The organism is Allobosea rubneri, assembly GCF_032464875.1.
Lineage (GTDB): Bacteria > Pseudomonadota > Alphaproteobacteria > Rhizobiales > Beijerinckiaceae > Allobosea > Allobosea rubneri.
In genome coordinates this window covers 1-23488 of record NZ_JAWDID010000027.1, presented here as the reverse complement: position 1 = coordinate 23488, position 23488 = coordinate 1, and the positions used below count along the sequence as shown (strand labels likewise).

The window sequence follows — 23488 nt, the reverse complement described above, 5'->3', positions numbered from 1 at the left end:
CAGCAGCGGCAAGCAGGCGGCGATGGCTCAGCCGCCGGATTCCAAAAGTTTGCAAAGAGACGAGACGCGATGTCTTCCTCCGGCCTGCCTTTCGACGATATCCGCCAGCTCATCGCCGGCATGCCCGGCCCCGACATGGCCGCCGCCAACACCGTGCGCGCCCGCGACAAGGATCTGACCAAGCCGGCCGGCAGCCTCGGCCGGCTCGAGGAGATCGCCGAATGGCTCGCCGCTTGGCAGGGCAAGGCGCCGCCGCGCGTCGACCGACCACTCGTCTGCGTCTTCGCTGGCAATCACGGGGTCGTCGCCCAGGGCGTCTCGGCCTATCCGCAGTCGGTGACGCGCCAGATGCTGGAGAACTTCGCCGCCGGTGGCGCCGCGATCAACCAGATCTGCGCCGCCTATGATCTCGGCTTCAAGGTCTTCGATCTCGCGCTCGACCTGCCGACCGGCGATTTCACGGAAGGGGACGCGCTCGACGAGCGCGCCTGCGTGGCCACCATGGCCTTCGGCATGGAAGCGCTCGCCGGCGGCGCCGATCTTCTGGCGCTCGGCGAGATGGGCATCGGCAACACGACCTCGGCCGCTGCGATCTTCGCAGCGCTCTATGGTGGCAGCGCTGCCGAATGGTGCGGCCGCGGCACCGGCGTCGACGATGACGGGCTGAAGCGCAAGGTCGCGGCTGTCGAGGCCGGGCTGAAGCTGCACGCCGCCCATCTCGGCGATCCCCTGGAAGTGCTGCGCCGCTTCGGCGGGCGCGAGATCGCGGCGATCTGCGGCGCGATCCTCGCCGCTCGCCTGCAGCGCATCCCGGTGATCCTCGACGGCTATGTCGTCACCGCCGCCGCCGCGATCCTGCACGCGCTCGAACCCTCCGCGCTGGACCATTGCCTCGCCGGGCATCTCTCGGCCGAGGGTGCGCATGCGCAGGCGCTTGTCCGGATCGGCAAGCAGCCGTTGTTGGCGCTCGATATGCGCCTGGGCGAGGGGACGGGCGCTGCGCTCGCTGCCGGCCTCGTCAAGGCCGCCGCCGGCGTCCATTCCGGCATGGCGACCTTCGTGCAGGCGCAGGTCTCGCAGAAGGGCGAGTAACGCGAAAAGCGCGTGCCGGGCGTCCGACCCGGCGCGTCTTTCGCGTGTCAGGCGCCGAAGTGCTCGATCACCTCGGCCAGCGGCACATGGCCCTTGAAGGCGCCCTTGCCGGCCGGCGTCTCGCCGTTTTCGAGCGCGGCCGCGAAGACCACTGCCGGGTCGGCTTCGACCCGCTGGCGCAGTGCCTGCAGCTTCGGCCAGCGCGAGAGGTCGGCGACCTCATGGTACTCCAGCCAGCGCGCCACCCCGGCGAGCAGCCCGTCGGCGAGGCTGTGCTTGCCGCCGACCAGCCAGTTGCCGCCGTCGAGCATCTCTTCCAGCCTGTCATGGCGCTCGATCACCCGCTCGCGTCCGAAACGGCGCAGTGCCGCCTCGAAATCGGGGTCGGGCTCGGGCAGCTCCAGCGCGACCCAGAGCGGCGTGAAGGCGCCGGTGAAGCCGGTATTGAGGAAGCCCATCAGCTGGTGCATCCGGTCGGCCTCGGGCGAGAGCGGATCGAAGCTGATGCGTCGCTCGTTGTCGCGCGCCTCGAGATAGGCGGCGATCGCCATCGTCTCGGTCAGCGGGCGGCCCTTCTCCGTGATCAGCACCGGGGTTTCGACGCGCTGGTTGATCCGCTTGTAGGGCGGCTCGCGCATCTCGCCGAGCATGTCTATGCGGCTGAGTCTATAAGGCTGGCCAAGCCATTCGAGCGCCGCGACCAGGCCCATCGAGGTGCCGGCCGGGTAGCCATAAACGAGAATCGGTTCCATCTTGCGTTTTCCATTCGGGTTGGGAAACGCTGCGCAGCGGGCTGGAACCTAGTCAGCCGTCGCCCCATGTAAATTACGCACTTTTCTGTAACCACAGCATCGGACCGAAAAGTGGGATCTATTTTTCGGACAACTCGGATGCGACAACGAAGAGACAGATCGCCATGACCCCGTACGAACGGACGCGCGGCGATCTAGCCGGGAACGGAGCATGAAGGACGTCGTGTCCGACTGCGCGATCGAAAGCGTCATGCGGGTGCTGAGTGGCCGCTGGCCGACCTTGCTGCTCTACTATCTGAAGGACGGCACCAAGCGCTTCAGCGAGCTCCGGCGCGACAATCCGACGGTTTCGCATCGCATGCTGGCGCTGGAGCTGCGCAAGCTGGAGGCGGCCGGCATCGTCCGCCGCATCGACCATGAAGGCTATCCGCGCCGGGTCGACTACCAGCTGACGCCGGCAGGGCTTCGCCTCGTGCCGTTGATCGATGCGCTCGGCGACTGGTGGGAGGAGGTCGAGCAGGGCGGCCGCGACGTCGAGGTCCTGCCCAGGGTCGCCTGAGGCGTCCGCTCCGCCCGGACGCTATGCGGCCGAGCGCTCGCCCGGCTCCGGCAGCGCGGGCAGCGTATCCATCACGCGTTCTGCCGGTAGCGTGATCGTTACTTCCGTGCCGGCGCGCGGCTTCGATTTCAGGGTGAAGCCGCCATTGTGCAGGTCGATCAGGCCCTTGACGATCGGCAGGCCTAGGCCCGAGCCCTGTTCGGCCGTCTTGATCGCGAGCGAACCGCGCCCGAAGCTCTGCAGAACCACCGGAATCTCGTCCTCGGGAATGCCCGGGCCGGTATCGGTCACCGTCACATATTGCCCGCCGGTCGCGGTCCAGCCGACCTTCACCGAGATATCGCCACCCTGCGGTGTGAACTTGATGGCATTGGAGAGGATGTTGAGGACGACCTGCCGGATCGCGCGCTCATCCGCCCAGATCTTCGGCAGCTCGGGCTCCACCGCCTCGCGGATGCTCTGGCTCTTGGCCTTGGCGCGCAGGTTCAGCATGTGAACGCAGTCGTCGACGATCCCAGCGAGGCTGAGCGCTTCCTCGTTGAGCTCGTATTTGCCGGCTTCGATCCGCGACAGGTCGAGGATCTCGTTGATCAGGTTGAGCAGATGCTGGCCTGAGCCATGGATGTCGCCGGAATATTCCTTGTACGCGCCGTTGGCGTGCTCGCCGAAGACCTCGTTCTTCATCACCTCCGAGAAGCCGAGGATGGCGTTGAGCGGGGTTCGCAGCTCATGGCTCATCGTCGCCAGGAAGCGGGATTTGGCGAGGTTGGCCTCCTCGGCCTTGCGCCGCGCCTCGTCTGAGTTGGCTTTCGCTGTGCCGAGCTCGGCGATCAGCGCGTCCTTCTCCGCCCTGAACTCGATGGTTGCGACCGAGGTCGAGTAGAGCCGGTTGGAAAGAAAGATGAAGAAGAGCTGGGCGCAGGCCGCCATCATCAGCATGGTCACGCTGTCGATGTCGGAACGGCCCGAGAAGAACAGCACCAGCGCGCCGGTGATGGGCACCAGCCCGGCATAGACCGCCATCGGCATGGTCGCGCAGAGCATCACGGTGATCGCGCTGACGATCAGCAGCGTCGTCGTCAGGAAGAAGCGCGCGCCCGGTGCCTCGACCCCGATGAACAGGATCGGCAGAAGCGCCCAGGAGATGCCGTGCAGCATCTCCGCGAGCGGCATCGTCTTGCGCCAGAAACTGATCCGCGCCTCCGCCGATGGCTCGGCCAGGAAACGCCGGCACAGCGCGAACATCAGGACGCACGAGATTGCCACGAAGGCGAACCAGCCCGAAACCTTGTAGAGCGGCACCCAGGCGCCGGCCGCAGCACCGACGAGCAATGCGAGCACGAGCGTGCCCGCCGTCCCGTTCAGACGGTACTGCGCGAACAGCCGGACGAGCTCATAATCGAAGGCACGGTCGAGGCCGGTCGTCGAAGTCAGCCGCTCGCGGGCCGATCGCACCTCGCGGCTGATCAGCTTTCGGCGCGCCAGCGCCGACGGGTCGGGTCCGCGACCACGTTGGACCTGTTCGGCGGTGAGTTCCGGCATACCCGAGAAAAGCGGCTCCTGACCGGTCGCGCACCTTGCGCGCCGGCTCGCCATGATGAGCAGGAAATCGTTAAGCTTGTGCTGATGGCTCGCTTTGGATTCAGGACGAATGGTTACGGCCCGTTTGGCTGGCGGCGTGTCGGCCGCGCGGTCGATCTCGTCGTGGCGCTTGGTTTCATTGGGCTTTTGGCGGTCGCGGGCGCGGTCCTGCAATATCGACTGGGGCCCGCGAGGAACCTCGCCGGCGCTGCCGAGGCGATCGATGGCGATTCGATCAGGCTCGCTGGCGAGGAGCTGCGGCTGGAGGGGATCGACGCGCCCGAATACCGTCAGACCTGCCGCGACAAGGGCGGACGCGATGTCGCCTGCGGCCGCCAGGCTAGGCGCGCGCTCGCAGGCATGCTGGCGCTCGGCAATGTCAGCTGCACGATCTCGCGGCCGGACCGCTATGGCCGGGGCCTCGCGCGCTGTCGCCAGGGCGACGCGGATATCAACGCCGCCATGGTCCGCAATGGCCAGGCATTGGCTTATGGCGAATATCGGGCCGAGGAGGACGAGGCGAAGGCCGCGGGACGCGGCCTCTGGGCGCTGAACTTCCAGCGGCCCTCGGAATGGCGGCAAAGCCACCCGCGCTAGGTCGGGGGAAAGAAAAACCGGCTGATGCCGGCGGTTGGCTCGAGGTTCGGGCTGGCAGCCGACTCTGGAGGCGTGCGAGGGCATGCGACAGGTGCATGACGGCGGGCTGTCGCGGGGAATTTCGTCGCAGCCGCCTCCGCTCTAAAGGAAATCCTTCTCTCCCTGGAGGCCAGCCGGAGCAGGCCGATGATCGGCGCCATTCTTCTCGCGCTCGCGCCGATCGCCCTCTTGATCGCGCTCGGCCATCTCATGCATCGCCGGCGATTCCTGCCGGACAGCTTCTGGCCGCAGGCCGAGCGCCTCTGCTACTACGTGCTGCTGCCGGCGTTGTTCATCCACGCGCTCGCAATGGCGGATCTGCGCGGTGTTCCGGTCGCGAGCCTCGCAGTGACGCTGATGGTGCCGATCATCGTGGTCTCCGGGCTGCTGGTGCTGGCCAAGCGCTGGCTCGGCTATAGCGACGCTGCCTTCACCTCGGTCTTCCAGGGCGGCATCCGCTTCAACAACTATGTCGGCCTCAGCGCCGCGGTAAGCCTGCTCGGCGCGCCCGCCTTGTCGATGGCCGCCGTCGCCAATGCCGCGATCGTGCCGACGGTCAATCTGCTCTGCGTGCTGATCTTCGCGCGCTGGGGCGTCGCCCAGCCGACCTTGCGCGGCGTATTGCGCGGCCTCGCGCTCAACCCGTTGCTGATGTCCTGCCTGATCGGCATCCTGCTGCAGGCAAGCGGCCTCGGCCTGCCGCCAGGTATCGACAGCTTCATGAAGGCGCTCGGCCAGGCTTCGCTGCCGCTTGGCCTGCTCTGCGTCGGCGCTGCGCTGGACTGGGGCGCGCTCGGTCGGGGCTTGCGCCCCGCGCTCGCCGCCTCCTTCGCCAAGTTCGTGCTGATGCCGCTCGTGACCTTCCTCATGCTCAAGGCGGTCGGGCTCGGCGGCCAGGCGGCCTTCATTGCCATCCTCTTTCACGCGCTGCCGACGGCCTCGTCGTCCTATGTCATGGCACGCCAGCTCGGGGGCGACGCCCCGCTCATGGCCGGCATCTGTGCCTTGCAGACGGTGCTGGCGGCCCTGACTGTGCCGATCGCGCTCCTGCTGCTAGCGCCAGCCCTTTAGGGGCGGCTATCGCGGCTCGCGCGGGTCGTCGAGGCTGGGGCCTTCGATCCGCGCCGCGCCCGCACGCCTGGAGCGCGACCAGAAGCTCGCCAGCACCAGGCCGACGGGGATCGCGAGGATCACGATCCAGACGACGAAACTCCAGCTCCGTTCCATGCGGGCGCTCCTTTCGTCCTTTCAACCGAAACTGCAGCCTGCGGTTCCGCGACGCCGCGTCCTGTCGGCTCCGATTGCAAAGGCCATGCTCGCGCCCTCTTGTCGGGCTTTGTCTTGACAGGGCCGATTTGCCGCCATGAATGCGGCTGTCAGGAATGCGGCTGAGACGAGAGCGGGGGTGAAGGTGGCGATGAGGCTCTATGACGGTGGGCGGGCGCCCAATCCCCGGCGGGTTCGGATTTTCTTTGCCGAGAAGGGGGTGCCGCTGCCGGAGCTGGTGCCGGTCGACATCGCCAAGAAGGAGCATCGGACGCCGGAGTTCACCCGCATCAACCCATCGCAACGCCTGCCGGTTCTGGTGCTGGAAGATGGCACGGCGCTGGCCGAGACCATGGCGATCTGCCGCTATGTCGAAGGGATGCACCCGACGCCCGCGTTGTTCGGCGACGGCCCGAAGGATGTGGCGCTGATCGAGATGTGGAACCGGAGGATCGAGCTCGGTCTGTTCTCGAGCGTCGCCGCCGTCTTCCGCCACAGCCATCCCTCGATGGCCGAGCTCGAGGATCAGGTGCCGGAATGGGCCGAGGCGAACCGGGAAATGATAGATGACCATCTGATGCTGCTCGATCTGCAGCTCGCCGGAAACCGTTTCGTCTGCGGTGATGAGCTGAGCGTCGCCGACATCACGGCCGGCATCGCGATCGATTTCATGAAGCCGTCGCGCATCCCGCTGCCCGAGGATTTCGCCAATGTCCGGCGCTGGCACGGCGAACTCTCCGCCCGCCCGAGCTGGAAGGCCTGAGGGGTGCGCGGGATCGCCATCCTGCTCGCGCTGCTGCTCGCCCTGCCGGCGCTGGCGACCGAAAGGCTGACCGGAGAGCAGATCAAGCAGGCCTTCACCGGCAACACGGTCAGCGGCCGCTACACGGGCGGCGGCTTCTTCACGGAGTACCACGATCCCGATGGCCGGGCGCTGGGCCATAATGGCTGGCACGAGAACCGCGACGCCTGCTGGATCATCAAGGACGATGCGGTCTGCTACTATTATGGCCCGCCGAGCGACCGCACGATCCACTGCTTCACTGTCGAGATGAACGAGCGGCTCTATGTGCTGCGCAATCTCGACAATGGCCGGATCAACGCCATCGCGACCGTCGAGCTCGCCAACCCGCGCAAGCACAATGATGGCGGCCAGCCTTGGTATTGCGACGGTTTGATCTCGCGCGCGCCGGACGTGCCGATGTCGCGTCGCCTGATGGCTGCGCGGTGACCCGAATGGCGCGCAGCCGCGCCGCTGCGCTGATCGCGCTGGCCTCGTTGGCCATGCCCGCTTCCGCCGCAGAACGCCTGTCCGGTGAGGCGATTCGCCAGCTCTTCGAGGGCAACACGGTCAGCGGCCGCTACAATAATGGCCGCCCGTTCAGCGAATTCCACCACAAGGACGGCCGGGCCACTGGCCATAACCGGCACGTCCTCAACCGCGACGCCTGCTGGACCACCACGCAAGAGGCGGTCTGCTATTATTACGGCCCGCACGAGACGCGCCGGACCTATTGCTTCACCGTCGAGCGCAGCGGCGAACTCTATGTGCTACGCACGCAGCGCGAAGGTCGCATCAATGGCGTCGCCACCATCGAGCCGGGCGATCCACAGCGCCATACCGAGAAGGTCCCTGCCTGGAATTGCGACGGGCTGATCTCGCAGCGCCCTGGCCGGGAGCAACTCGCCGGGCGGTGAGCAGCTTGAGCCTCCGACGGCGGCCCGAAATCTGATCCTATGGTGCACGCATGAACTGGATCGCCCATGTCGAAATACCGGTTGCCGATCTTGAGAGGGCGATGCGCTTCTATTCGGCTGTCTTCGGGGTGGCCTTCGGAGAGATCGTCACGATCCACGGCAACAGAATGGCCTACTTCCCGTTCGAACAAGGCAAGGATGGCGCGAGCGGCGCACTCGCCGAAGGGGAGATCTATGTGCCGACCATCAATGGCGCGGTCATCTATCTGAGCGTCGGCGACATCGACGATGTTCTGGCCAGGGCCGGCGAGCAGGGGAGCGAGCTGTTGTTTCCGAAGACGCCGATCGGAGGGGGGGCCTTCGTCGCCGAAATCGCCGACAGCGAAGGCAATCGTATCGCGATTCAAACCGCATGATCGGAAGAACGTGCCCGATTCTCCCCATGATCCGGCCCAGTCTCTCGACGTCGTCCTCGCCGAACTGCGCGCCTGTCGGCTCTGCCGCGATGCGCCGCTCTATCCGCCGCGATTGCCGCATGAGCCGCGGCCGGTCATCCAGGCGGCAGCGAGCGCAAGGCTGCTGATCGCCAGCCAGGCGCCGGGGACCCGTGTCCATGCCAGTGGAAGGCCTTTCACCGATCGCTCGGGCGACCGGCTGCGCGACTGGCTCGGGCTCGACAAGGAGCGCTTCTACGACGCCGCGCGGGTGGCGATCGTGCCGATGGGCTTCTGCTTTCCGGGCCCGGACGGCAAGGGCGGTGACCTGCCGCCGCGCCGCGAATGCGCGCCGACCTGGCAGGATCGCGTGCTCGCCCATCTGCCCGATATCGAGCTGATCCTGGTGATCGGCCGCTATGCGCAAGCCTGGCATCTCGGCCCGAAGGCGGCGGCCGACCTGACCGCGACCGTCGCGGATTGGCGCAGCATCTTCGCTGGAGAGCGCCGGCCGCGCATCCTGCCGCTGCCGCATCCTTCCTGGCGCAATAATGGCTGGCTCAGGAAGAATCCCTGGTTCGAGGCCGAGCTGCTGCCGGTCCTGCGCGCCGAAGTTGTGCGATTGGCGGGGTAGCCCGATGTCACGATGAACCGTCATTCCGGAGCTGCGCCGCTTGGCGACTCGTCCGGAATGACGACGCGGGAGGGCTGGCGAGCCCTTACTTCTCCAGGCGCTTCAGCAGGCTGGAGGTGTCCCAGCGACCGCCACCGAGCTTCTGGACATCGCCATAGAACTGGTCGACCAGCGCGGTGACCGGCAGCGTCGCCTCGTTGCGGCGCGCCTCGTCGAGCACGATGCCGAGGTCCTTGCGCATCCAGTCGACCGCGAAGCCGAAATCGAACTTGCCGGCGTTCATCGTCTTGCCGCGGTTCTCCATCTGCCAGGAGCCGGCGGCGCCCTTCGAGATCACCTCGAGCATCGCCTCGACATCGAGTCCGGCGCGCTTGGCGAAATGGACGCCTTCCGACAGGCCCTGGACGAGGCCGGCGATGCAGATCTGGTTGACCATCTTGGTCAGCTGGCCGGAGCCGGCCGGGCCCATCAGCTTGCACATGCGCGCGAAGCTCGCGATCACCGGCTCGACCCGCGCATAGGTCGCCTCGTCGCCGCCGCACATCACGGTCAGCACGCCGTTCTCGGCGCCGGCCTGCCCGCCCGAGACCGGAGCGTCGATGAAGCCGAAGCCGGCGGCGCTCGCCGCGGCATCAAGCTCGCGCGCCACATTCGCCGAGGCGGTGGTGTGGTCGACGAAGACCGTGCCCTTGCCCATGGCGGCGAAGGCGCCGCCTTCACCGGTCGTTACCGAGCGCAGATCGTCGTCATTGCCGACGCAGCAGAAGACGATCTCCTGGCCCTTGGCGGCGTCCGCCGGGGTCGGCGCCGAGGCGCCGCCATGCTGCGCGACCCAGGCCTGCGCCTTGGCGGGGGAACGGTTATAGACCGTGACCTCATGGCCCTTGGCCTTGAGATGGCCGGCCATGGGGTAGCCCATCACGCCGAGACCGAGGAAAGCGACTTTGGCCATGGGACTGCTCCATTCCGGTTCGTAAGGTTCCGAATCGCGTGTAGCGCGCGGGGGCGGAGGAGGGAAGGTGCATGGCGCCACGCCGGCCTGGCCCTAAATGCACGCCTGCGCTCACGACATCAGGAGCGGCGGCGCCAGTGTCTTGCCCGGCCTCCGGAAATCCGGCAGGAAACCGGCCATGACGATCAACAATGACGACGAGCTTCAGGCGTTGCGCGAGATCGGCCGCATCGTCGCCGAGGCGCTTGCGGCCATGGGCAAGGCGCTCGAGCCGGGCATGACGACGGCCGAGCTCGATGCGATCGGCCGCGGCATCCTCGAGCGCGAGGGTGCGCGTTCAGCGCCGGAGACTGTCTACGGCTTCCCGGGCGCCACCTGCATCAGCGTCAACGAGGAGGTCGCGCACGGGATCCCCGGCGAGCGCAGGATCGCCGCTGGTGACCTCGTCAACATCGACGTCTCCGCCGAGAAGGGCGGCTATTTTTCCGATACCGGCGCTTCCTTCACGGTGCCTCCGGTCGACCGCAGGATCGAGCGTCTGTGCCGCGACGGCAAGCGGGCGCTCTGGGCCGGCCTCGGCCAGGTCGGCGCCGGCAAGCCGCTCGCCGGCATCGGACAGGCCGTCGGCCGCTTCGCGCAGAAGAACGGCTACTCGCTGGTCCGCAATCTCGCCAGCCATGGCATCGGCCGCTCGCTCCATGAGGAGCCGAAGGAGATCGCCACCTGGCCCGAGCGTTCCGAGCGCCGCATCATGCAGAAGGGGCTGGTCTTTACGGTCGAGCCTTTCCTGTCGCTGGGCGCGGACTGGGCCGACCATGAGGGCGACGACCGCTGGACCCTCTATTCCGAGCCGCGCGCCCCGACCGTTCAGTTCGAGCACACCGTGGTCGCGACTACGAACGGCCCGCTGATCCTGACCCTGCCGGCGTGAGCAGAGCGCCGCTCAGCACAGCGGTCAAGCCTCGCTCCAATCCTCATGCGCATGACGGACGCGTACGATCAGGACGTCGCCGTGTTCTTCAAGACTATAGACGACGAGATGCGCCTTGAACGGATGGATGCGCATCGGCGGCGATAGCTCAAAGCGTTCTCGCGCCATGCGCGGGTAGGCGGCGATCGCGTCAAACAGCGCGAATAGCTCGTCATGATAGCGTTTGGCTTGGATCGGGCCTAACAAGTGTATTCCCTGTTCGGCAATGCCGGTGATGTCTTCTTCCGCCGCCAGCGAAAGTCGAAAGCCCACTATCGATTGCCGGGCGATGTGGTGGTGCGCTTAAGGGCTGTCGCGAAGAGCGCATCGCTGGATTGCGTGCCGGCTCCGCTTCTCACGCCTTCGTCGACGAAACGCTGCATGGCGGCGATCTTGTCGTTGCGGTCCTGATCCCGCCGGATCAGGTCACGCACATAGTCGCTCGTATTGGCGTAACGGCCGGTTTCGATTTGCGCCTCGGCCCATTCTTTCATCGAAGCGGGCAGGGATATGTTCATCGTGGCCATGTCGATCTCCGCGCAGGTTGAGCATGGCAAATTTTGGCAAAGATTGTCAATTTTCTGGACACTTGAGGGCTGGGACGGCGGCGGTGCCGGGCAGCCCTCACCGCATCGCCAGATGCTTCGTCAGCCTGAGCTCCAGCCGGTCCCAGACCCGGCGGATCAGCTCGGTCAGCGCGAGATAGATCAAGGCTGCATAGAGGTAGATCGACAGGTCGAAGGAGCGCGCGAAGGCGAGCCGCGTCGCGCCCATCAGGTCGAACAGCGTCACCAGCGAGGCGATCGCGCTCGCCTTGATCATTACGATCAGCTCGTTGCCGAGCGGGCGCAGCGCCAGGATCATCGCCTGCGGCAGGATGACGTGACGCAGGCTCGACCAGCGGTGCAGGCCGAGCGCCAGGGCGCCCTCGAACTGCCCGCGCGGGATTGACTGGATCGCGCCGCGCAGGATCTCGGCCTGGTAGGCGGCGGTGTTGATCGTGAAGGTGAAGACGGCGCAGTAGAATGGCTCGCGGAAGAACCACCAGAGCCCGACATCCTGCCAGAACAGGCGAAACTGGCCGAAGCCGTAATAGACTAGGAAGAGCTGGCAGAGCAGCGGCGTGCCGCGGAAGAAGGTGGTGTAGCCGTTGATCGCGACCTGCGCCCAGCGCGGGCCGTACAGCCGGGCGACCGCCAGCCCGATGGCCAATGCGAAGCCAACGGCGACGGAAATCACCACGAGCTGCAGGGTGATCCAGAGGCCGCTGAACATGCGGCAGCCATAGTTCTGGAAGACCTCGGAGCCGACGAGATAGCCGGGATATTCGCACCAGTTCATCGCGTCGTCCCGCCGAAGGCGGCGTAGCCGCGATTGGTGCGCTTCTCCATCCTGCCGATGCCCCAGGCGGAAATCAGCGAGAAGCCGAAATAGATCAGCATCGCCGCGCCGAAGAACAGGAAGGGCTCCTTGGTCACGACATTGGCCCGTGTCGTGATGAACATGATGTCGGGCAGCGTGATCACCGAGACCAGCGAGGTCTCCTTCAGCAGCACCATCCAGTTATTGCCGAGGCCGGGCAGGGCGACGCGGATGAGCTGCGGGAAAACGACGAGCCGGAAGGCCTGCGGCTTGGAGAGGCCGAGCGCGGCGGCGGCCTCGCGCTGGCCCTTCTGGATCGAGTTCAGCGCGCCGACCCAGACCTCGCTGGAAAAGGCGGCGAGCACCATGCCGAGCGCCACCATGCCGGCGACGAAGGGCGGGATCGAGAAGCCCGACCAGATCTTCTGCACCAGGATCTGGATGCCGAAATAGATGATGTAGAGCGTCAGCAGCTCGGGCACGCCGCGGAATACCGTGGTGTAGACCGTCGCGAAGGCGCGCAGGATGATGCTCTCGGAGCGCTTGCAGAGCGCGACGATCAGGCCGAGCGCCAATCCGAAGGGCAGGGTGGCGAGGGCGATCGAGATGGTGATGGCGGCGCCCTGGAGCAGGGCCCATCCCCAGCCGCCGGGGCCGAAGCCGAGCAGCGCGAATTTGTCGAGCATGGGAGAGCCGGCGCGCGAGGAACTGGATCCCGCCGGCCTTTTGCGGCCGGCGGGCAGGCGTCAGCCAAGGGTCAGTCGAACTTGAACCACTTGTCTTCGATCTTCTTCTGCGAGCCGTCGGCGATGGTCTCGGCGATCGCCTTGTCGAACATCGCCTTGAGGGCGGTGTCGGCCTTGCGCACCGCGCCGGCGACGCCGGCGCCGTGGATCGCGTCATCGCGCTTCACTTCAGCGATCTTCTTGCAGCAATCCTTGCCCTGGCCCTTGAGGAAATCGGCCAGCGCCAGCGCGTCGGCGACGATGTAGTCGAGGCGGCCGTTCAGCAGATCGAGATTGGCCTCTTCCTGGGTGGGATAGAGCCGCGCGGTCGAGTCCTTGTAGAACTTCTCGAGGAAGTTCGCGTGGATCGTCGAGCCCTGCGCGCCGATCGCCTTGCCCTTCAGGGCGGCGGGGGAGATGTCGGTCGAGGTCGTGGCCTTCGGGCCGACCATCCAGATCGGGGTCTTGCTGTAGGGCGAGGTGAAGTCGACCTGCTTCTTGCGCTCTTCGGTGGCGTTCATGCCGGCGATGATGATGTCGTACTTGTTGGCCTGCAGCGCCGGAATGATGCCGTCCCAGTCCTGCACGACCCAGGTGCACTTCACCTTCATCTTCTCGCAGAGCAGGTTGCCGTAATCGATCTCGAAGCCCTCGAGCTCCTTCTTGGCATTGAGGTTGTTGTAGGGCGGATAGGCGCCTTCCGTGCCGATCCTGACCTCTTTCCATTCCTTGGCCTGCGCCAGGGCACCGGTGGCGCCGATGGCAGTGAGTGCCGCAGCGGCGATGAAGCGAACGAAACCTTTCATGGTGCCTCCCCTTGAGGTTTGCCGGCTCGGGCGTTTCGAGTTCCCGTTTCGGCTTGTGCGCGCAGATTGTGCGATCACAGGCCTCGCCCGCAAGGGGCGCCATGCAGCTTTTCTGAGCGATCCGGTGCAAGAAAAATGCACCGCAAAGCTTTGCCATAACTTGGTTATTTGAGAATTTTCTTGGCCCGAGCCCCCGTCCGATTTTGCGACGAAAGCGCAATTCGCCAGCGGCTCACGGCTCTTTGGCGGAGCAAACTGGTTGCTGTGGCGCTTCGGTCGCGCCTCCCCGCGCATCAGAAGCCCCGATGCGGCGTGCCGGAAGGGGGCAAATTTGGGACACATCCCCTTGCGCCGGCGGCCGTCGCAACCGATTCCATCACGAGGCGAGAATGCTCGCCGGGGCTTCTCTCATGTCTGCCGTAGAACTTCGCATTGTGAGGAACGAATGACGGGATCGACCCAGCGGGTTTCCGCCTTGCGCTGGTTCGACCAGCCTCGGAACTCCGAGAGGCCTTCCTTGAGACGCCATTCGAAGCTGACCGAGCACGTTGATCTTCCGTCCGTGCTGACGCGAACGATCCAGGAATGCGTTGGATAGGCTACGATCCGGATCAGCGTGCGATCGTCGATGACCCGCCAGACGGCAGGGAAACGGGCCACCGCATATTCGTCGCCGAAGGCCAGTGTCTTCGTCCGGTTCGGGCTCCACCTCTTGTTCAATGGCGAGGCGTCGTTGGTGACGCGCTCCTCGACGCCGCGGCCGCCGATGAGGGCGAAATTGACTTCGAAGTAAGTCCGGAAGGTTCGCTGCAGGGGCGAGACCTCCTTGCCGGACCAGTGCAGGGTGACCCTGAAGCGCGGTTCACTCGCAAGTGCCATATCCGGCACCGGGGCGCAGAGCATCCAGATGGCCGCCAGCAGCGCTGCGACTGACCTGCTCAGACGAGGCATGGCCCGCGTCCCGCGACTTCGCTTCCCGGAGCGCCGGGCCGGAATGGTTTCCGCGCGCAATCGAGGCCCTTGGCGACGGTCTCCATCCGGCAGTGAACGCCGCCGCCGCGTCGGCCGTCAAGCAGCACCCGCGCTTGCAGCCGGGACCTGTCGCCTTGGCGACGTCCCGGCTGCGGTGGGCGATCTCCCGCCTGTCGATGTCGCTCAGAACAGGCCGGCGCCGTTCTCGGCGAGCCAGGTGTCGTGCAGCCATTTTTCCGTCTTGCGGTGGCCGGGGAACGTGACCCAGACGATATCGCGCTCGAACACCATGACCTTTCGATCGCCTCCGACGATGACCCACATCCAGCGCCCGTCGGCCCTGTTACGCATCTTCACCTTCATCCCGGTGAGCGTGAGGTTCGCGGTCTTCCCGCCGCGCGAGACGCGGAGCGGTTCGTCATGCGGCTCGATCCAGCTGACCTCGAGCACCGGCAGCAGATCCGGCGCTGCCAGCTTCAGGAAGTCCATGGCGATGGCTCGCGTCTCATCGCGCGAAGGCAGTCGGCCGCCGACCAGGTCGAGGTCCATGCGGGCAAAACCCTTCAGGCGGCCGTCCGCGGCGATCACCGTGCTGAAATGCTCGCCGCCGAGGGCGGCGTTGCGGCCATCGGTTCGCTGATGGCGGACCAGCTCGGCCGGTTCGTCGTCGACCGCGACCCGGCGCCGCGCCGCCTCGGCATAGCCGGCCGGTATGAAGGCACCGACTGTCGTCGCGACGGGCTGGGCGGCAAGCGTTGTCATTGTCACGGGAGTTCCTGTCTTCGGGGGCGTCAGGGCATGCGCGCCGCCGGCCGCGGCGGCTGACTGGCTGGCAAGAAGCGCGAGCGCGCCGACCAACGGGATTGCGAGGCGGGCGGCGATCATGAGCGCGCCTCATTCCCGCAAGCGGCGACGCGGCGCGCCAGGGGCATCACCAGATAGACCATGCCGAGCACCATCGGTGGCACGGCGAGGGCGGTGACGGACCAGACCGGCCATCCGCCGGTCACAGGCGTCAGGGCCAGCAGCAGGGCGTTGATCAGCAGATAGGCGCCGAGCATTAGCGTTCCCAGGAATCGGAGACGGGCGAGAGAGGGGGTGGGTGTTGGTCCGGTCATCGTTCTCTCCATAACGAAACGTATCGTTTCGTTAGGATTGATAGATACGATCCGTTTCGATATCAAGCAGCCTGCTGCAAGATTGTGCTTGCACCGGAGAGGCCTGCAGGGGCGAACCGACAGGGGCGCCACAGGGTTGGGAACGGGAGAGGGCAGAGCATGACGACCGCGAAAGCCGAGCAGCCGGCCCGCCGCGCTTCGATCGGGGCGCGGCGCAACCCGGCCTCGCAGGCGGCGATCCTCGCAGCGGCTCGTGCCGTGCTGGCCGAAGAGGGGTATGCCGGCTTCTCGATCGACGCCGTCTCGCGCCGCGCCGGGGCGGGCAAGCCGACGATCTACCGCTGGTGGAAGAACAAGGCCGAGCTGCTGATCGAGGTCTACGCCGCCGAGAAGGCGCGGGTGAAAGCCACGAAGACCGGCAACCTGGCCGAGGATCTGGCCCTCTATACCGCGGCGCTCTGGGATTTCTGGCGCGACACGCCGTCAGGTCGGACGTTTCGCGCGCTGATCGCGGAGGCCCAGAACGATGCCGCGGCGCTCGACGGCTTGCGGGACAAATTCCTGCCGGAGCGCCTGCTCGACGTGCGGACCCTGTTCGCGGCCGCGGTGTCGCGCGGCGAGATTGCGGCCGACGAGGTCGAGACGCGGCTCGCACTCTATGTCGGCTTCAACTGGTACTACGTGCTGACCGACAGTCTGGACGAAGGGCGCGCGGCGATTCCGGCAGCGATGCGCCTCGTCGCGGCGCAGCTCAGGAGCTGACGCGGCCTCGGCTTACTCTGCCGGCGCGGGCATGGCCTGCTCGCTCGTCCTTGCATCCCAGAGCGTCACCAGGAAGATGGCGAAGCCGGACAGCGCCAGACCTGCGCCGACCCAGCCCGTCGACGTCCAGCCATGGCCGGCCGCGATCGCCATCCCGCCGAGCCAGGGGCCAAGTGCGTTTGCGGTGTTGAAAGCGCTGTGGTTCAGCGCCGCTGCCAGCGTCTGCGCCTCTCCGGCGACGTCCATCAGCCGGGTCTGCAAGGCGGCGCCGAGCCCGCCGCCGCAGCCGATCATGAAGATCACCACCGACACGGCCCAGATGCTTCCCGCCGCCAGCGGGAACAAGGCCAGCGAGGCTGCGCTCCAGAGCAGGATCGCGCCGATCGCCGGCATCAGCGCCCGGTCTGCCGCCCAGGCGGCGACGAGCGTGCCCGCCGTCAGGCCGAGGCCGAAGATCGCCAGGACCACTGGCACAGTCGCGGGCGAGGCCCCGGTCACCTCTATCAAGGTCGAGGCGACATAGGTGTAGACGGCGAACAGGCCGCCGAAGCCGACGGCGCCGATCGCCAGTGTCAGCCAGACCTGCCGGCTGCGTAGCGCACCGAGCTCGCGCAGCGGACTCGCGCCGGGCTGCGGCGCATCCTTGGGCGCGAAGGCGGCGACCATGATGGCGGTCGCGAGCGCCAGCACGGCGACCGTGCCGAAGCCCCAGCGCCAGCCGAGCGTCTGGCCGAGGAGATTGGCGAACGGCACGCCGAGAATTGTCGCGACCGTCAGGCCCAGCATGACACGTGCGACCGACTGCGCCCGCTGGTTCGCCGGCACCAGCGAGGCCGCGACAAGTGCGGCGACGCCGAAATAGGCGCCATGCGGCAGGCCGCTCAGGAAGCGGAACAGCAGCATCCAGCCATAGGACGGGGCGAGCGCGGAAAGACCGTTGGCGATGGCGAAAGACGCCATCAGCGCGATCAGCAGGGTGCGGCGCGAAAGCTTGGTCGCCAGGACCGCGATGATCGGGGCGCCGACGACCACGCCGGCCGCATAGATGCTGATCACATGTCCCGCCGTCGGCTCGTCGATGCCGAGCCCGGCCGAGAAATAGGGCAGCAGGCTCATCACCGCGAACTCGGCCGTGCCGATGGCAAAGCCACCCAAAGCGAGGGCGAACAGGATCAGGCCGGTGCGCCGTACCGGTTCGGCGAGCGGACGCATGGCGGCGTCGCCCGTGCTGGCGGGGGTCATGTGTTTCGTCCGGAAATGGGATGTTGTTGGTGCGGCACGTCCTGCGTGCTGCGTCGCAACATAGTGCCGTCGCGCTGCCTTCAATGCAAGCGTTTTGCATGGCTGGAACGTTGGCGTGCGATCATCATGCTTGTTGAGCATGGCGATCGCTTTCGCGCGCAGTCAGCGAGCACCTTCTCGTCGGTTGGCTCTGCACGAGGCGTGCTTGCGCTTAGGAGCCGGTGCCGAACGGCGCTGGTCAGCTCGGCAAGATCGCCCGGCGCGCCCGCGACAGCGCGCAACGGGCGAGAGCGCGACGCATCGCGCCCTGGCCAGAGGTCTTCCGCGTCAGGGCCGGCCCTTGCCGGCCGCGCGCGCCTCGGCGATCAGACAGAGCTCGGTGAACAGCACCTGCGCCGCGCATTGCGCCGTATTGCTCGTCGCATCGTATTGCGGTGCGACCTCGACCACGTCGGCGGCGACGATGTTCCTGCCGCGCAGGCCGCGCAGGATGGCGAGCGCCTCGCGCGGCGTCAGCCCTCCGACCTCGGGCGTGCCGGTGCCGGGGGCGAAGGCCGGATCGAGCGAATCGACGTCGAAGGAGACGTAGGTGGGCCCGTCGCCGATCACGTCCAGTGCTTTGGCAATGACCGCATCGAGCCCCATCCGGTCGACCTCGTCGGCATGGATCACGGTCATGCCGGACTCGTAGGAGAACTCCCAGAGATATTCGGCGCCGCCGCGGATGCCGATCTGGATCACCCGCTCCGGGTCGAGCACGCCGTCGAGCACGGCCTGCCGGAAGGGGCCGCCATGGTGGAATTTCGAGCCTTCATAGGGGCCGGAGGTGTCGCAATGGGCGTCGATATGCACCATGCCGACCGGGCGCTTCTCGCCGACCGCCTTGAGGATCGGGTAAGTGATCGAATGGTCGCCGCCGACCGCGAGCGTCGAGACGCCGGCCTTCACGATTGTCTTGAAGGTCGCCTCGATGTCCTCGTGGCAGCTTTCCAGCGAATAGCGCGACCGGAACGGCACGTCGCCGATATCGGCGACCTTCAGCTGGCCGAACGGCGCCACGCCGGTGACATGGTCCATCGGCCCCATGCGCTCGACCGCGCGGACGGCGCGCGGCCCGAGCCGGGTACCTGCCCGGTTGGTGACGCCGAGATCCATCGGCAGGCCGATGATCGCGACGTCGAGCCCGCCGAGATCGGGCTGGGACAGGGCGTCGGGCCGGTAGGGCGCGCTGATGAAGGTCGCGACGTCGGCGAAGGGCCATTTGCGCCGGTCACCCTTGAACTGGTCGGCAGCCACCTTGGCGAAGCGCGGGTCATGGATGTCGGCGCCGCTGCCGCCGGCATAGCGAGCCCTCAGTTTCGCCAGCTTGTCCTGGTCCATTGCCGTGACTCCGTGCCGTTTGCGCTGATCCGCCAAAGGGCGAGGTTGACTGAAATCGCCGAATGGACCATGCGCTTCTGATGCAGCCGTGCCATGCCGAGGGCGCAATTGTCGAGCACCCAGGGTTGGTTGACGGTCCTGCGACGACGGGGGGTGCTGCGCACATTACGTGCAAGTATAGATTCGAAGCTGATGAAGGTGATCGTGGATCAACCCGGCGCTCCAGCTCATTTTTGTTACTGCATCACGCCACGACCGACAGCCTAAATTCGCACGCAGCGGTGCCATCGCCGGCGCTTGCTGTAAAAAAGGTCCTACCGAGGAGATGCCCACAATGAAGCGTCGTCAATTCATCCAGGCCGCCACCGCCGGCGCGGCCGCCTCCGCCATCGCCATGCCCGCGATCGCGCAGTCGTCGCCGGAAGTGAAGTGGCGCCTGACGTCGAGCTTCCCGAAGTCGCTCGACACCATCTATGGCGGCGGCGAGACGCTGTCGAAGATGGTTTCGGAGCTGACCGACGGCAAGTTCCAGATCCAGGTCTTCGCCGCCGGCGAAATCGTCCCCGGCCTGCAGGCGCTCGACGCGGTCACGAACAACACCGTCGAGATGTGCCACACGGTCGCCTATTACTATGTCGGCAAGGACCCGACCTTCGCGATCCCGTCCTCGGTGCCGTTCGGCCTCAACACCCGCATGCAGAACGCCTGGCTCTCGCATGGCGGCGGCGGCGAGCTCTTCAACGAGTTCTTCAAGAAGTACAACGTCCACGCCATCCAGTGCGGCTCGACCGGCGCCCAGATGGGTGGCTGGTTCCGCAAGGAGATCAAGACCGCGGCCGATCTCCAGGGCCTGAAGATGCGCATCGCCGGCATCGCCGGCCAGGTCATGGCCAAGCTCGGCGTCGTGCCGCAGCAGCTCGCCGGCGGCGACATCTACCCGGCGCTCGAGAAGGGCACCATCGACGGCGCCGAGTGGGTCGGCCCCTATGACGACGAGAAGCTCGGCTTCGCCAAGGTCGCCCCGTATTACTACTATCCCGGCTTCTGGGAGGGCGGCCCGGCGGTCCACGCCTTCATCAACACCGAGAAGTGGGCTTCGCTGCCGAAGAACTACCAGGCGGCGCTGAACGCGGCCTGCGCCTACGCCACCAACTCGATGACGGCGAAGTACGACGTCCAGAACCCGGCGGCCCTGAAGCGCCTCGTCGGCGCCGGCGCGCAGCTGCGTCCGTTCTCGCAGGAGATCCTCGAGGCCTGCCTCAAGGCCTCGAACGAGCTCTATGCCGAGATCTCGGCCAAGAACCCGGAGTTCAAGAAGGCGATCGACGCGATGCAGGCCTTCCGCAACGACCAGTATCTCTGGTGGCAGGTGGCCGAGCTGACCTTCGACATCTTCCAGGTCCGTTCGCGCGCGCGCTGAGCGCACTGGCGATCGCCGCGTGCGATCGCGGCATTCGAGAGACTGCGAAAGCCCGGCCCTGTGCCGGGCTTTTTTCATGGTTACGGCCCGGTTCGATCGGTCGTGCCGGGCTGAAAGCTCACGGAGCAAGACCATACTAAAGTCGTACGACATGCGTCAAACGCATGGTAGTCATGCTTTTCTGCTTGCGCTTTTTTGTCGCTGCCGCTTTGCTCGGGGTCTCGCGCGAACCGGAAGCCCGGCGCGCCTGGAACAGCTCTGGGAGGAGCCAGCCATATGAAGCGTCGTCAATTCCTGAAGGTCGCCGGAGCCGGCGCCGCAGCAAGCGCCATCGCCGCCCCGGCCGTCGCGCAGTCCATGCCGGAGGTGAAATGGCGGGTCACCTCGTCCTTCCCCAAATCGCTCGACACGATCTTCGGCGCCTCGGAGGTCCTCTCCAAGGCAGTCTCCGAGGCGACGGACGGCAAGTTCCAGATCCAGGTCTTCGCGGCGGGCGAGATCGTCCCGGCGCTGCAGGCGGCCGATGCCGTCACCAACGGCACGGTCGAGATGTGCCATACGGCGTCCTACTACTATGTCGGTAAGGACCCGACCTTCGCCTTCGGCACCGCGGTGCCGTTCGGCCTGAATTCGCGCCAGCAGAACGCCTGGTTCTACCATGGCGGCGGCATGGACCTGCTCAACGACTTCTACAAGAAGCACAACATCTACGCGATCCCGGGCGGCAATACCGGCTGCCAGATGGGCGGCTGGTTCCGCAAGGAGATCAAGACGGTCGCCGACCTGCAGGGCCTGAAGATGCGCATCGGCGGCTTTGCCGGGCAGGTCGTCTCCAAGCTCGGCGTCGTGCCGCAGCAGATCGGTGGCGGCGACATCTACCCGGCGCTGGAAAAGGGCACGATCGACGCGGCCGAATGGGTAGGGCCGGCCGATGACGAGAAGCTCGGCTTCAACAAGGTCGCGCCCTATTACTATTATCCCGGCTGGTGGGAGGGCGGCGCCGCGCTGCACTTCTTCATCAACACGGCGAAATGGGAGGCCCTGCCCAAGATCTACAAGTCGATCCTCACCACGGCGGCTGGCCTCGCCAATGTCGACATGCAGGCGAAATACGATGCCCGCAATCCGGCGGCGCTGAAGCGGCTGGTCGGCGGCGGCGCGCAGCTGCGACCGTTCTCGCAGGAGATCCTCGAAGCCTGCCTCAAGGCCTCCAAGGAGGTCTATGCCGAGGCGAGCGCCAAGAACCCCGATTTCAAGAAGGTCTACGAGGCGATGTCGGCCTTCCGCGGCGACGAGTATCTCTGGTTCCAGATCGCCGAATACACCTATGACAATTTCCTGATCCGCGCCCGCGCCGCCAATCAGCTCTGAAGCCGGAGGCGACTGCCGGTTCGCCGGCCAACTTGATGCCCCGGCCGCAAGGCCGGGGTTTTTCGTTCCGGTGCCGTGCCGGCGGGAGCGCGCAGCGGCTCCTCTTCCCGGATTGCGCCCGCCCTACACGCTGCCGGCGCGCTCGATCACCAGGACACGCGCCGGGCCGACCGGGTGGGCGACATGGGCGTCGCCGTCCTGGGCATGGAAGATGTCGCCGGGCGCGAGTCGTTCCACGCTTTCGACGCCGCCGGAGCGGGTGTGCATGTCGACCGCGCCGTCGAGGACGACGAAGACCTCCGGCCCGTCATTGACGTGCCACTTGTAAGGCTGGTCGGTCCAGTGCAGCCGGATGGTGGCGTCGTCGATGCGTTCGATGTCGAGCGCCTGCCAGGCGCGGATGCCGCTGAATTCCCGCGGCTTGATCGTCCTCATTCCCGCTTCTCCGTTGTTGGAAGAGGCCCTGAATCTTCACGGGCGGCAGGGCCCGTGCCATAGGCAAGACGCCGGTTGCACCTGCGTTCGGCGGTTTCTGGGGGGAGGTAGCGTGCGAAACGACGGTGAGCGCGATGCCATCGACCGGAAGCTGCTCGCGCTGCTCGAGGTCGACGCCCGCGCCTCCTTCACGGCTCTGGCGCGCGAGGCCGGTCTCTCGCGCACCGCAATCCAGGAGCGCATGGCGAGGCTGGAGCGCGACGGCGTCATCCTGGGCTACACGGTGCGGCTCGCCGACCGGCAAAAGACGCCGATGACGCGCGCAATGCTCTCGCTGCGCATCCGCACAAGGCCCTGCGCGACCGTGCTCGATCGTTTCAGGAACTGGCCGGAGATCCTCGCCTGCTATTCGCTGGCCGGCCCGGTCGACGCAATGCTGGTCGTCGAGACCGAGGATGCCCCGGCGCTGTCCGCGCTTGTCGATAGGTTGAGCGCCGTGCCCGGTGTCGGCGAGATCGAGACGGCGCCGATCCTGGCAGGGGGCGCAAGAGGTGGTCGCGGGCTGTCCTAGCAGGGCCTTGTTTGACGCGCTACACTGGTCGCCTTCGCAATAGGGGCTCTCATGAAGCTGCCAGTCGCCATCCTCCTCGCGACCCTGGGCCTGCCTGCGCTCGCCGCGGCCCAGTCCATCGGCGAACCCATCCCGGGCCGTGGCCCAGCCAAAACCAAGCCCGCCGCGGCGCCGCTGCCGTCGAAACAGGCGACCCGTCCCTGTCCCGAATATGGGCCGGGCTTCGTCCGGATCGAGGGTTCGACCTCCTGCGTCCGGATCGGCGGTGGCGTGCGTGCCGAGTTCGGCAAGAGCTCACGCAACGGCTTTGGCTCGTCGGCCGACGCGATGCTCTATGGCGAGGCGCGCAGTCCGACGCCGGTCGGCGAGATGCGCGCCGTGATCAGCGGCCGTGTCCGGCGCGACAACAATCTCAACGACGGCAGCTGGCAGCGCTGGTGAGCGGCGGCATCTGCCGCCCGGCCGACCCGGCCGTCAGCGAACTCTTCGAATAGGAAAAGCCCCGGATCGCTGCGATCCGGGGCTTCTTCGTTTCTGCCTGTCCAGCCTATTGCAGGTTGAGCGTCGGCGGCGCGTTGAGGTCGAGCCCCGGCAGCCCGCCGCCCGGCCCGCTGCCGCCCAGCCCCGGTATCTGGATTGAGTCGAACTGTTTGTTGATCTGCTGCTGGTCGAGCTGCACGGCGGATGACTTGTAGTGCATGACCATCTGCGGGAAGAGGCAGACGAGCGCGACCATGATGCACTGGATCA

30 protein-coding genes and 1 pseudogene are annotated in these 23488 nt (G+C 66.6%); 15 read left to right on the top strand and 16 right to left on the bottom strand.

Annotated elements, in window-relative coordinates:
• The first annotated feature begins 69 nt into the window (after positions 1 to 69).
• Entirely contained in the window at positions 70 to 1092 is a 1023-nt protein-coding gene (cobT, locus tag RKE40_RS17440) for a nicotinate-nucleotide--dimethylbenzimidazole phosphoribosyltransferase (protein WP_316019499.1), read from the top strand.
• A 47-nt stretch (positions 1093 to 1139) separates the two neighbouring features.
• Here the strand turns inward: cobT and RKE40_RS17435 are convergent, their stop codons facing one another.
• Positions 1140 to 1844: a glutathione S-transferase family protein gene (locus tag RKE40_RS17435; RefSeq protein ID WP_316019498.1), complete on the bottom strand. Its 705-nt coding sequence runs from the start codon at positions 1842 to 1844 to the stop codon at positions 1140 to 1142.
• Positions 1845 to 2055: 211 nt separating this feature from the next.
• Here RKE40_RS17435 and RKE40_RS17430 point away from each other — a divergent pair, with 211 nt between their 5' ends.
• Complete coding sequence (locus tag RKE40_RS17430; RefSeq protein ID WP_316019497.1) at positions 2056 to 2403, top strand: winged helix-turn-helix transcriptional regulator; 348 nt, start codon at positions 2056 to 2058, stop codon at positions 2401 to 2403.
• A 21-nt stretch (positions 2404 to 2424) separates the two neighbouring features.
• Here the strand turns inward: RKE40_RS17430 and RKE40_RS17425 are convergent, their stop codons facing one another.
• Entirely contained in the window at positions 2425 to 3945 is a 1521-nt protein-coding gene (locus RKE40_RS17425) for a sensor histidine kinase (RefSeq protein WP_316019496.1), read from the bottom strand.
• On the opposite strand from RKE40_RS17425, the gene RKE40_RS17420 reads away from it, so the two are divergent.
• Positions 3916 to 4581 carry a thermonuclease family protein gene (locus tag RKE40_RS17420; protein WP_316019495.1) on the top strand — a complete coding sequence of 222 codons (666 nt, stop codon included), beginning with the start codon at positions 3916 to 3918 and terminating at the stop codon, positions 4579 to 4581. The genes RKE40_RS17425 and RKE40_RS17420 overlap by 30 nt on opposite strands.
• 186 nt (positions 4582 to 4767) lie before the next feature.
• Complete coding sequence (locus tag RKE40_RS17415; RefSeq protein WP_316019494.1) at positions 4768 to 5691, top strand: AEC family transporter; 924 nt, start codon at positions 4768 to 4770, stop codon at positions 5689 to 5691.
• A gap of 6 nt (positions 5692 to 5697) precedes the next feature.
• On the opposite strand, the gene RKE40_RS17410 is transcribed toward RKE40_RS17415, so the two are convergent.
• Positions 5698 to 5847 carry a hypothetical protein gene (locus tag RKE40_RS17410; RefSeq protein ID WP_316019493.1) on the bottom strand — a complete coding sequence of 50 codons (150 nt, stop codon included), beginning with the start codon at positions 5845 to 5847 and terminating at the stop codon, positions 5698 to 5700.
• Positions 5848 to 6037: 190 nt separating this feature from the next.
• Here RKE40_RS17410 and RKE40_RS17405 point away from each other — a divergent pair, with 190 nt between their 5' ends.
• From RKE40_RS17405 to RKE40_RS17385, 5 genes are read left to right on the top strand one after another with little or no spacing between them, the layout of a single operon-like run.
• Positions 6038 to 6649 carry a glutathione S-transferase family protein gene (locus tag RKE40_RS17405; RefSeq protein ID WP_316019546.1) on the top strand — a complete coding sequence of 204 codons (612 nt, stop codon included), beginning with the start codon at positions 6038 to 6040 and terminating at the stop codon, positions 6647 to 6649.
• 3 nt (positions 6650 to 6652) lie between these two features.
• Positions 6653 to 7117: a hypothetical protein gene (locus RKE40_RS17400; RefSeq protein WP_316019492.1), complete on the top strand. Its 465-nt coding sequence runs from the start codon at positions 6653 to 6655 to the stop codon at positions 7115 to 7117.
• Positions 7118 to 7122: 5 nt separating this feature from the next.
• Positions 7123 to 7584, top strand: coding sequence for a hypothetical protein (locus RKE40_RS17395; RefSeq protein ID WP_316019491.1), 462 nt, complete (start codon positions 7123 to 7125; stop codon positions 7582 to 7584).
• A gap of 50 nt (positions 7585 to 7634) precedes the next feature.
• The gene (locus RKE40_RS17390; protein WP_316019490.1) at positions 7635 to 8000 is read left to right on the top strand and encodes a VOC family protein; all 366 of its coding nucleotides are present in this window, start codon (positions 7635 to 7637) and stop codon (positions 7998 to 8000) included.
• Between the two features lie 10 nt (positions 8001 to 8010).
• A complete protein-coding gene (locus RKE40_RS17385) occupies positions 8011 to 8652 on the top strand; it encodes a uracil-DNA glycosylase family protein (RefSeq protein WP_316019489.1) in 642 nt (213 codons plus the stop codon).
• Positions 8653 to 8737: 85 nt separating this feature from the next.
• On the opposite strand, the gene RKE40_RS17380 is transcribed toward RKE40_RS17385, so the two are convergent.
• The gene (locus tag RKE40_RS17380) at positions 8738 to 9604 is read right to left on the bottom strand and encodes an NAD(P)-dependent oxidoreductase (protein WP_316019488.1); all 867 of its coding nucleotides are present in this window, start codon (positions 9602 to 9604) and stop codon (positions 8738 to 8740) included.
• 178 nt (positions 9605 to 9782) lie between these two features.
• Between RKE40_RS17380 and map the strand changes: the two genes are divergently transcribed.
• Positions 9783 to 10535: a type I methionyl aminopeptidase gene (gene map / locus RKE40_RS17375; protein WP_316019487.1), complete on the top strand. Its 753-nt coding sequence runs from the start codon at positions 9783 to 9785 to the stop codon at positions 10533 to 10535.
• 24 nt (positions 10536 to 10559) lie between these two features.
• Here map and RKE40_RS17370 read toward each other — a convergent pair whose 3' ends face one another.
• The 8 genes from RKE40_RS17370 to RKE40_RS17335 all read right to left on the bottom strand — a co-directional run bounded on the left by RKE40_RS17370 (position 10560) and on the right by RKE40_RS17335 (position 15500).
• Positions 10560 to 10847: a type II toxin-antitoxin system RelE/ParE family toxin gene (locus tag RKE40_RS17370; protein ID WP_316019486.1), complete on the bottom strand. Its 288-nt coding sequence runs from the start codon at positions 10845 to 10847 to the stop codon at positions 10560 to 10562.
• Entirely contained in the window at positions 10847 to 11101 is a 255-nt protein-coding gene (locus RKE40_RS17365) for a type II toxin-antitoxin system ParD family antitoxin (protein ID WP_316019485.1), read from the bottom strand. The genes RKE40_RS17370 and RKE40_RS17365 overlap by 1 nt, the downstream gene beginning before the upstream one ends.
• Positions 11102 to 11198: 97 nt before the next feature.
• Positions 11199 to 11915 (bottom strand): ABC transporter permease, encoded by a 717-nt coding sequence (locus tag RKE40_RS17360; RefSeq protein ID WP_316019484.1) that lies wholly within the window; start codon positions 11913 to 11915, stop codon positions 11199 to 11201.
• Positions 11912 to 12622, bottom strand: a complete 711-nt coding sequence (locus RKE40_RS17355) for an ABC transporter permease (RefSeq protein WP_316019483.1) — start codon at positions 12620 to 12622, stop codon at positions 11912 to 11914. Before RKE40_RS17355 ends, RKE40_RS17360 begins: the two co-directional genes overlap by 4 nt.
• A gap of 71 nt (positions 12623 to 12693) precedes the next feature.
• A complete protein-coding gene (locus RKE40_RS17350) occupies positions 12694 to 13467 on the bottom strand; it encodes a transporter substrate-binding domain-containing protein (RefSeq protein WP_316019482.1) in 774 nt (257 codons plus the stop codon).
• Positions 13468 to 13875: 408 nt separating this feature from the next.
• Positions 13876 to 14418, bottom strand: coding sequence for a hypothetical protein (locus RKE40_RS17345; RefSeq protein ID WP_316019481.1), 543 nt, complete (start codon positions 14416 to 14418; stop codon positions 13876 to 13878).
• A gap of 204 nt (positions 14419 to 14622) precedes the next feature.
• Positions 14623 to 15201: a hypothetical protein gene (locus tag RKE40_RS17340; RefSeq protein ID WP_316019480.1), complete on the bottom strand. Its 579-nt coding sequence runs from the start codon at positions 15199 to 15201 to the stop codon at positions 14623 to 14625.
• 119 nt (positions 15202 to 15320) lie between these two features.
• Positions 15321 to 15500, bottom strand: coding sequence for a hypothetical protein (locus RKE40_RS17335; protein WP_316019479.1), 180 nt, complete (start codon positions 15498 to 15500; stop codon positions 15321 to 15323).
• A gap of 216 nt (positions 15501 to 15716) precedes the next feature.
• Here RKE40_RS17335 and RKE40_RS17330 point away from each other — a divergent pair, with 216 nt between their 5' ends.
• Positions 15717 to 16319 (top strand): TetR/AcrR family transcriptional regulator, encoded by a 603-nt coding sequence (locus RKE40_RS17330; protein WP_316019478.1) that lies wholly within the window; start codon positions 15717 to 15719, stop codon positions 16317 to 16319.
• 12 nt (positions 16320 to 16331) lie between these two features.
• Here RKE40_RS17330 and RKE40_RS17325 read toward each other — a convergent pair whose 3' ends face one another.
• Entirely contained in the window at positions 16332 to 17561 is a 1230-nt protein-coding gene (locus tag RKE40_RS17325) for an MFS transporter (RefSeq protein ID WP_390893417.1), read from the bottom strand.
• 327 nt (positions 17562 to 17888) lie between these two features.
• Positions 17889 to 18941 (bottom strand): agmatinase, encoded by a 1053-nt coding sequence (gene speB, locus RKE40_RS17320; RefSeq protein WP_316019477.1) that lies wholly within the window; start codon positions 18939 to 18941, stop codon positions 17889 to 17891.
• Between the two features lie 334 nt (positions 18942 to 19275).
• Between speB and RKE40_RS17315 the strand changes: the two genes are divergently transcribed.
• Both RKE40_RS17315 and RKE40_RS17310 read left to right on the top strand, forming a co-directional pair.
• Positions 19276 to 20361 carry a TRAP transporter substrate-binding protein gene (locus RKE40_RS17315; protein ID WP_316019476.1) on the top strand — a complete coding sequence of 362 codons (1086 nt, stop codon included), beginning with the start codon at positions 19276 to 19278 and terminating at the stop codon, positions 20359 to 20361.
• Between the two features lie 276 nt (positions 20362 to 20637).
• The gene (locus tag RKE40_RS17310; protein ID WP_066470518.1) at positions 20638 to 21732 is read left to right on the top strand and encodes a TRAP transporter substrate-binding protein; all 1095 of its coding nucleotides are present in this window, start codon (positions 20638 to 20640) and stop codon (positions 21730 to 21732) included.
• Between the two features lie 123 nt (positions 21733 to 21855).
• On the opposite strand, the gene RKE40_RS17305 is transcribed toward RKE40_RS17310, so the two are convergent.
• On the bottom strand, positions 21856 to 22167 hold the full coding sequence (locus RKE40_RS17305) for a cupin (protein WP_316019475.1): 312 nt from the start codon (positions 22165 to 22167) through the stop codon (positions 21856 to 21858).
• Positions 22168 to 22279: 112 nt separating this feature from the next.
• Here RKE40_RS17305 and RKE40_RS17300 point away from each other — a divergent pair, with 112 nt between their 5' ends.
• Both RKE40_RS17300 and RKE40_RS17295 read left to right on the top strand, forming a co-directional pair.
• Entirely contained in the window at positions 22280 to 22738 is a 459-nt protein-coding gene (locus RKE40_RS17300; protein ID WP_316019474.1) for an Lrp/AsnC family transcriptional regulator, read from the top strand.
• A 51-nt stretch (positions 22739 to 22789) separates the two neighbouring features.
• Positions 22790 to 23179 carry a porin family protein gene (locus tag RKE40_RS17295; RefSeq protein ID WP_316019473.1) on the top strand — a complete coding sequence of 130 codons (390 nt, stop codon included), beginning with the start codon at positions 22790 to 22792 and terminating at the stop codon, positions 23177 to 23179.
• Positions 23180 to 23285: 106 nt separating this feature from the next.
• Here the strand turns inward: RKE40_RS17295 and RKE40_RS17290 are convergent.
• Positions 23286 to 23488: pseudogene (locus RKE40_RS17290) on the bottom strand (C4-dicarboxylate ABC transporter); the annotation flags it as partial.

What these genes read in the sequence shown, in the direction of transcription:
- cobT (WP_316019499.1), top strand. Translation starts at nt 70, where the DNA reads ATGTCTTCCTCCGGCCTGCCTTTCGACGATATCCGCCAGCTCATCGCC.
- RKE40_RS17435 (WP_316019498.1), bottom strand. Translation starts at nt 1,844, where the DNA reads ATGGAACCGATTCTCGTTTATGGCTACCCGGCCGGCACCTCGATGGGC.
- RKE40_RS17430 (WP_316019497.1), top strand. Translation starts at nt 2,056, where the DNA reads ATGAAGGACGTCGTGTCCGACTGCGCGATCGAAAGCGTCATGCGGGTG.
- RKE40_RS17425 (WP_316019496.1), bottom strand. Translation starts at nt 3,945, where the DNA reads ATGCCGGAACTCACCGCCGAACAGGTCCAACGTGGTCGCGGACCCGAC.
- RKE40_RS17415 (WP_316019494.1), top strand. Translation starts at nt 4,768, where the DNA reads ATGATCGGCGCCATTCTTCTCGCGCTCGCGCCGATCGCCCTCTTGATC.
- RKE40_RS17410 (WP_316019493.1), bottom strand. Translation starts at nt 5,847, where the DNA reads ATGGAACGGAGCTGGAGTTTCGTCGTCTGGATCGTGATCCTCGCGATC.
- RKE40_RS17405 (WP_316019546.1), top strand. Translation starts at nt 6,038, where the DNA reads ATGAGGCTCTATGACGGTGGGCGGGCGCCCAATCCCCGGCGGGTTCGG.
- RKE40_RS17395 (WP_316019491.1), top strand. Translation starts at nt 7,123, where the DNA reads ATGGCGCGCAGCCGCGCCGCTGCGCTGATCGCGCTGGCCTCGTTGGCC.
- RKE40_RS17390 (WP_316019490.1), top strand. Translation starts at nt 7,635, where the DNA reads ATGAACTGGATCGCCCATGTCGAAATACCGGTTGCCGATCTTGAGAGG.
- RKE40_RS17380 (WP_316019488.1), bottom strand. Translation starts at nt 9,604, where the DNA reads ATGGCCAAAGTCGCTTTCCTCGGTCTCGGCGTGATGGGCTACCCCATG.
- map (WP_316019487.1), top strand. Translation starts at nt 9,783, where the DNA reads ATGACGATCAACAATGACGACGAGCTTCAGGCGTTGCGCGAGATCGGC.
- RKE40_RS17365 (WP_316019485.1), bottom strand. Translation starts at nt 11,101, where the DNA reads ATGGCCACGATGAACATATCCCTGCCCGCTTCGATGAAAGAATGGGCC.
- RKE40_RS17360 (WP_316019484.1), bottom strand. Translation starts at nt 11,915, where the DNA reads ATGAACTGGTGCGAATATCCCGGCTATCTCGTCGGCTCCGAGGTCTTC.
- RKE40_RS17355 (WP_316019483.1), bottom strand. Translation starts at nt 12,622, where the DNA reads ATGCTCGACAAATTCGCGCTGCTCGGCTTCGGCCCCGGCGGCTGGGGA.
- RKE40_RS17350 (WP_316019482.1), bottom strand. Translation starts at nt 13,467, where the DNA reads ATGAAAGGTTTCGTTCGCTTCATCGCCGCTGCGGCACTCACTGCCATC.
- RKE40_RS17345 (WP_316019481.1), bottom strand. Translation starts at nt 14,418, where the DNA reads ATGCCTCGTCTGAGCAGGTCAGTCGCAGCGCTGCTGGCGGCCATCTGG.
- RKE40_RS17340 (WP_316019480.1), bottom strand. Translation starts at nt 15,201, where the DNA reads ATGACAACGCTTGCCGCCCAGCCCGTCGCGACGACAGTCGGTGCCTTC.
- RKE40_RS17335 (WP_316019479.1), bottom strand. Translation starts at nt 15,500, where the DNA reads ATGCTCGGCGCCTATCTGCTGATCAACGCCCTGCTGCTGGCCCTGACG.
- RKE40_RS17330 (WP_316019478.1), top strand. Translation starts at nt 15,717, where the DNA reads ATGACGACCGCGAAAGCCGAGCAGCCGGCCCGCCGCGCTTCGATCGGG.
- RKE40_RS17325 (WP_390893417.1), bottom strand. Translation starts at nt 17,561, where the DNA reads ATGACCCCCGCCAGCACGGGCGACGCCGCCATGCGTCCGCTCGCCGAA.
- speB (WP_316019477.1), bottom strand. Translation starts at nt 18,941, where the DNA reads ATGGACCAGGACAAGCTGGCGAAACTGAGGGCTCGCTATGCCGGCGGC.
- RKE40_RS17315 (WP_316019476.1), top strand. Translation starts at nt 19,276, where the DNA reads ATGAAGCGTCGTCAATTCATCCAGGCCGCCACCGCCGGCGCGGCCGCC.
- RKE40_RS17310 (WP_066470518.1), top strand. Translation starts at nt 20,638, where the DNA reads ATGAAGCGTCGTCAATTCCTGAAGGTCGCCGGAGCCGGCGCCGCAGCA.
- RKE40_RS17305 (WP_316019475.1), bottom strand. Translation starts at nt 22,167, where the DNA reads ATGAGGACGATCAAGCCGCGGGAATTCAGCGGCATCCGCGCCTGGCAG.
- RKE40_RS17295 (WP_316019473.1), top strand. Translation starts at nt 22,790, where the DNA reads ATGAAGCTGCCAGTCGCCATCCTCCTCGCGACCCTGGGCCTGCCTGCG.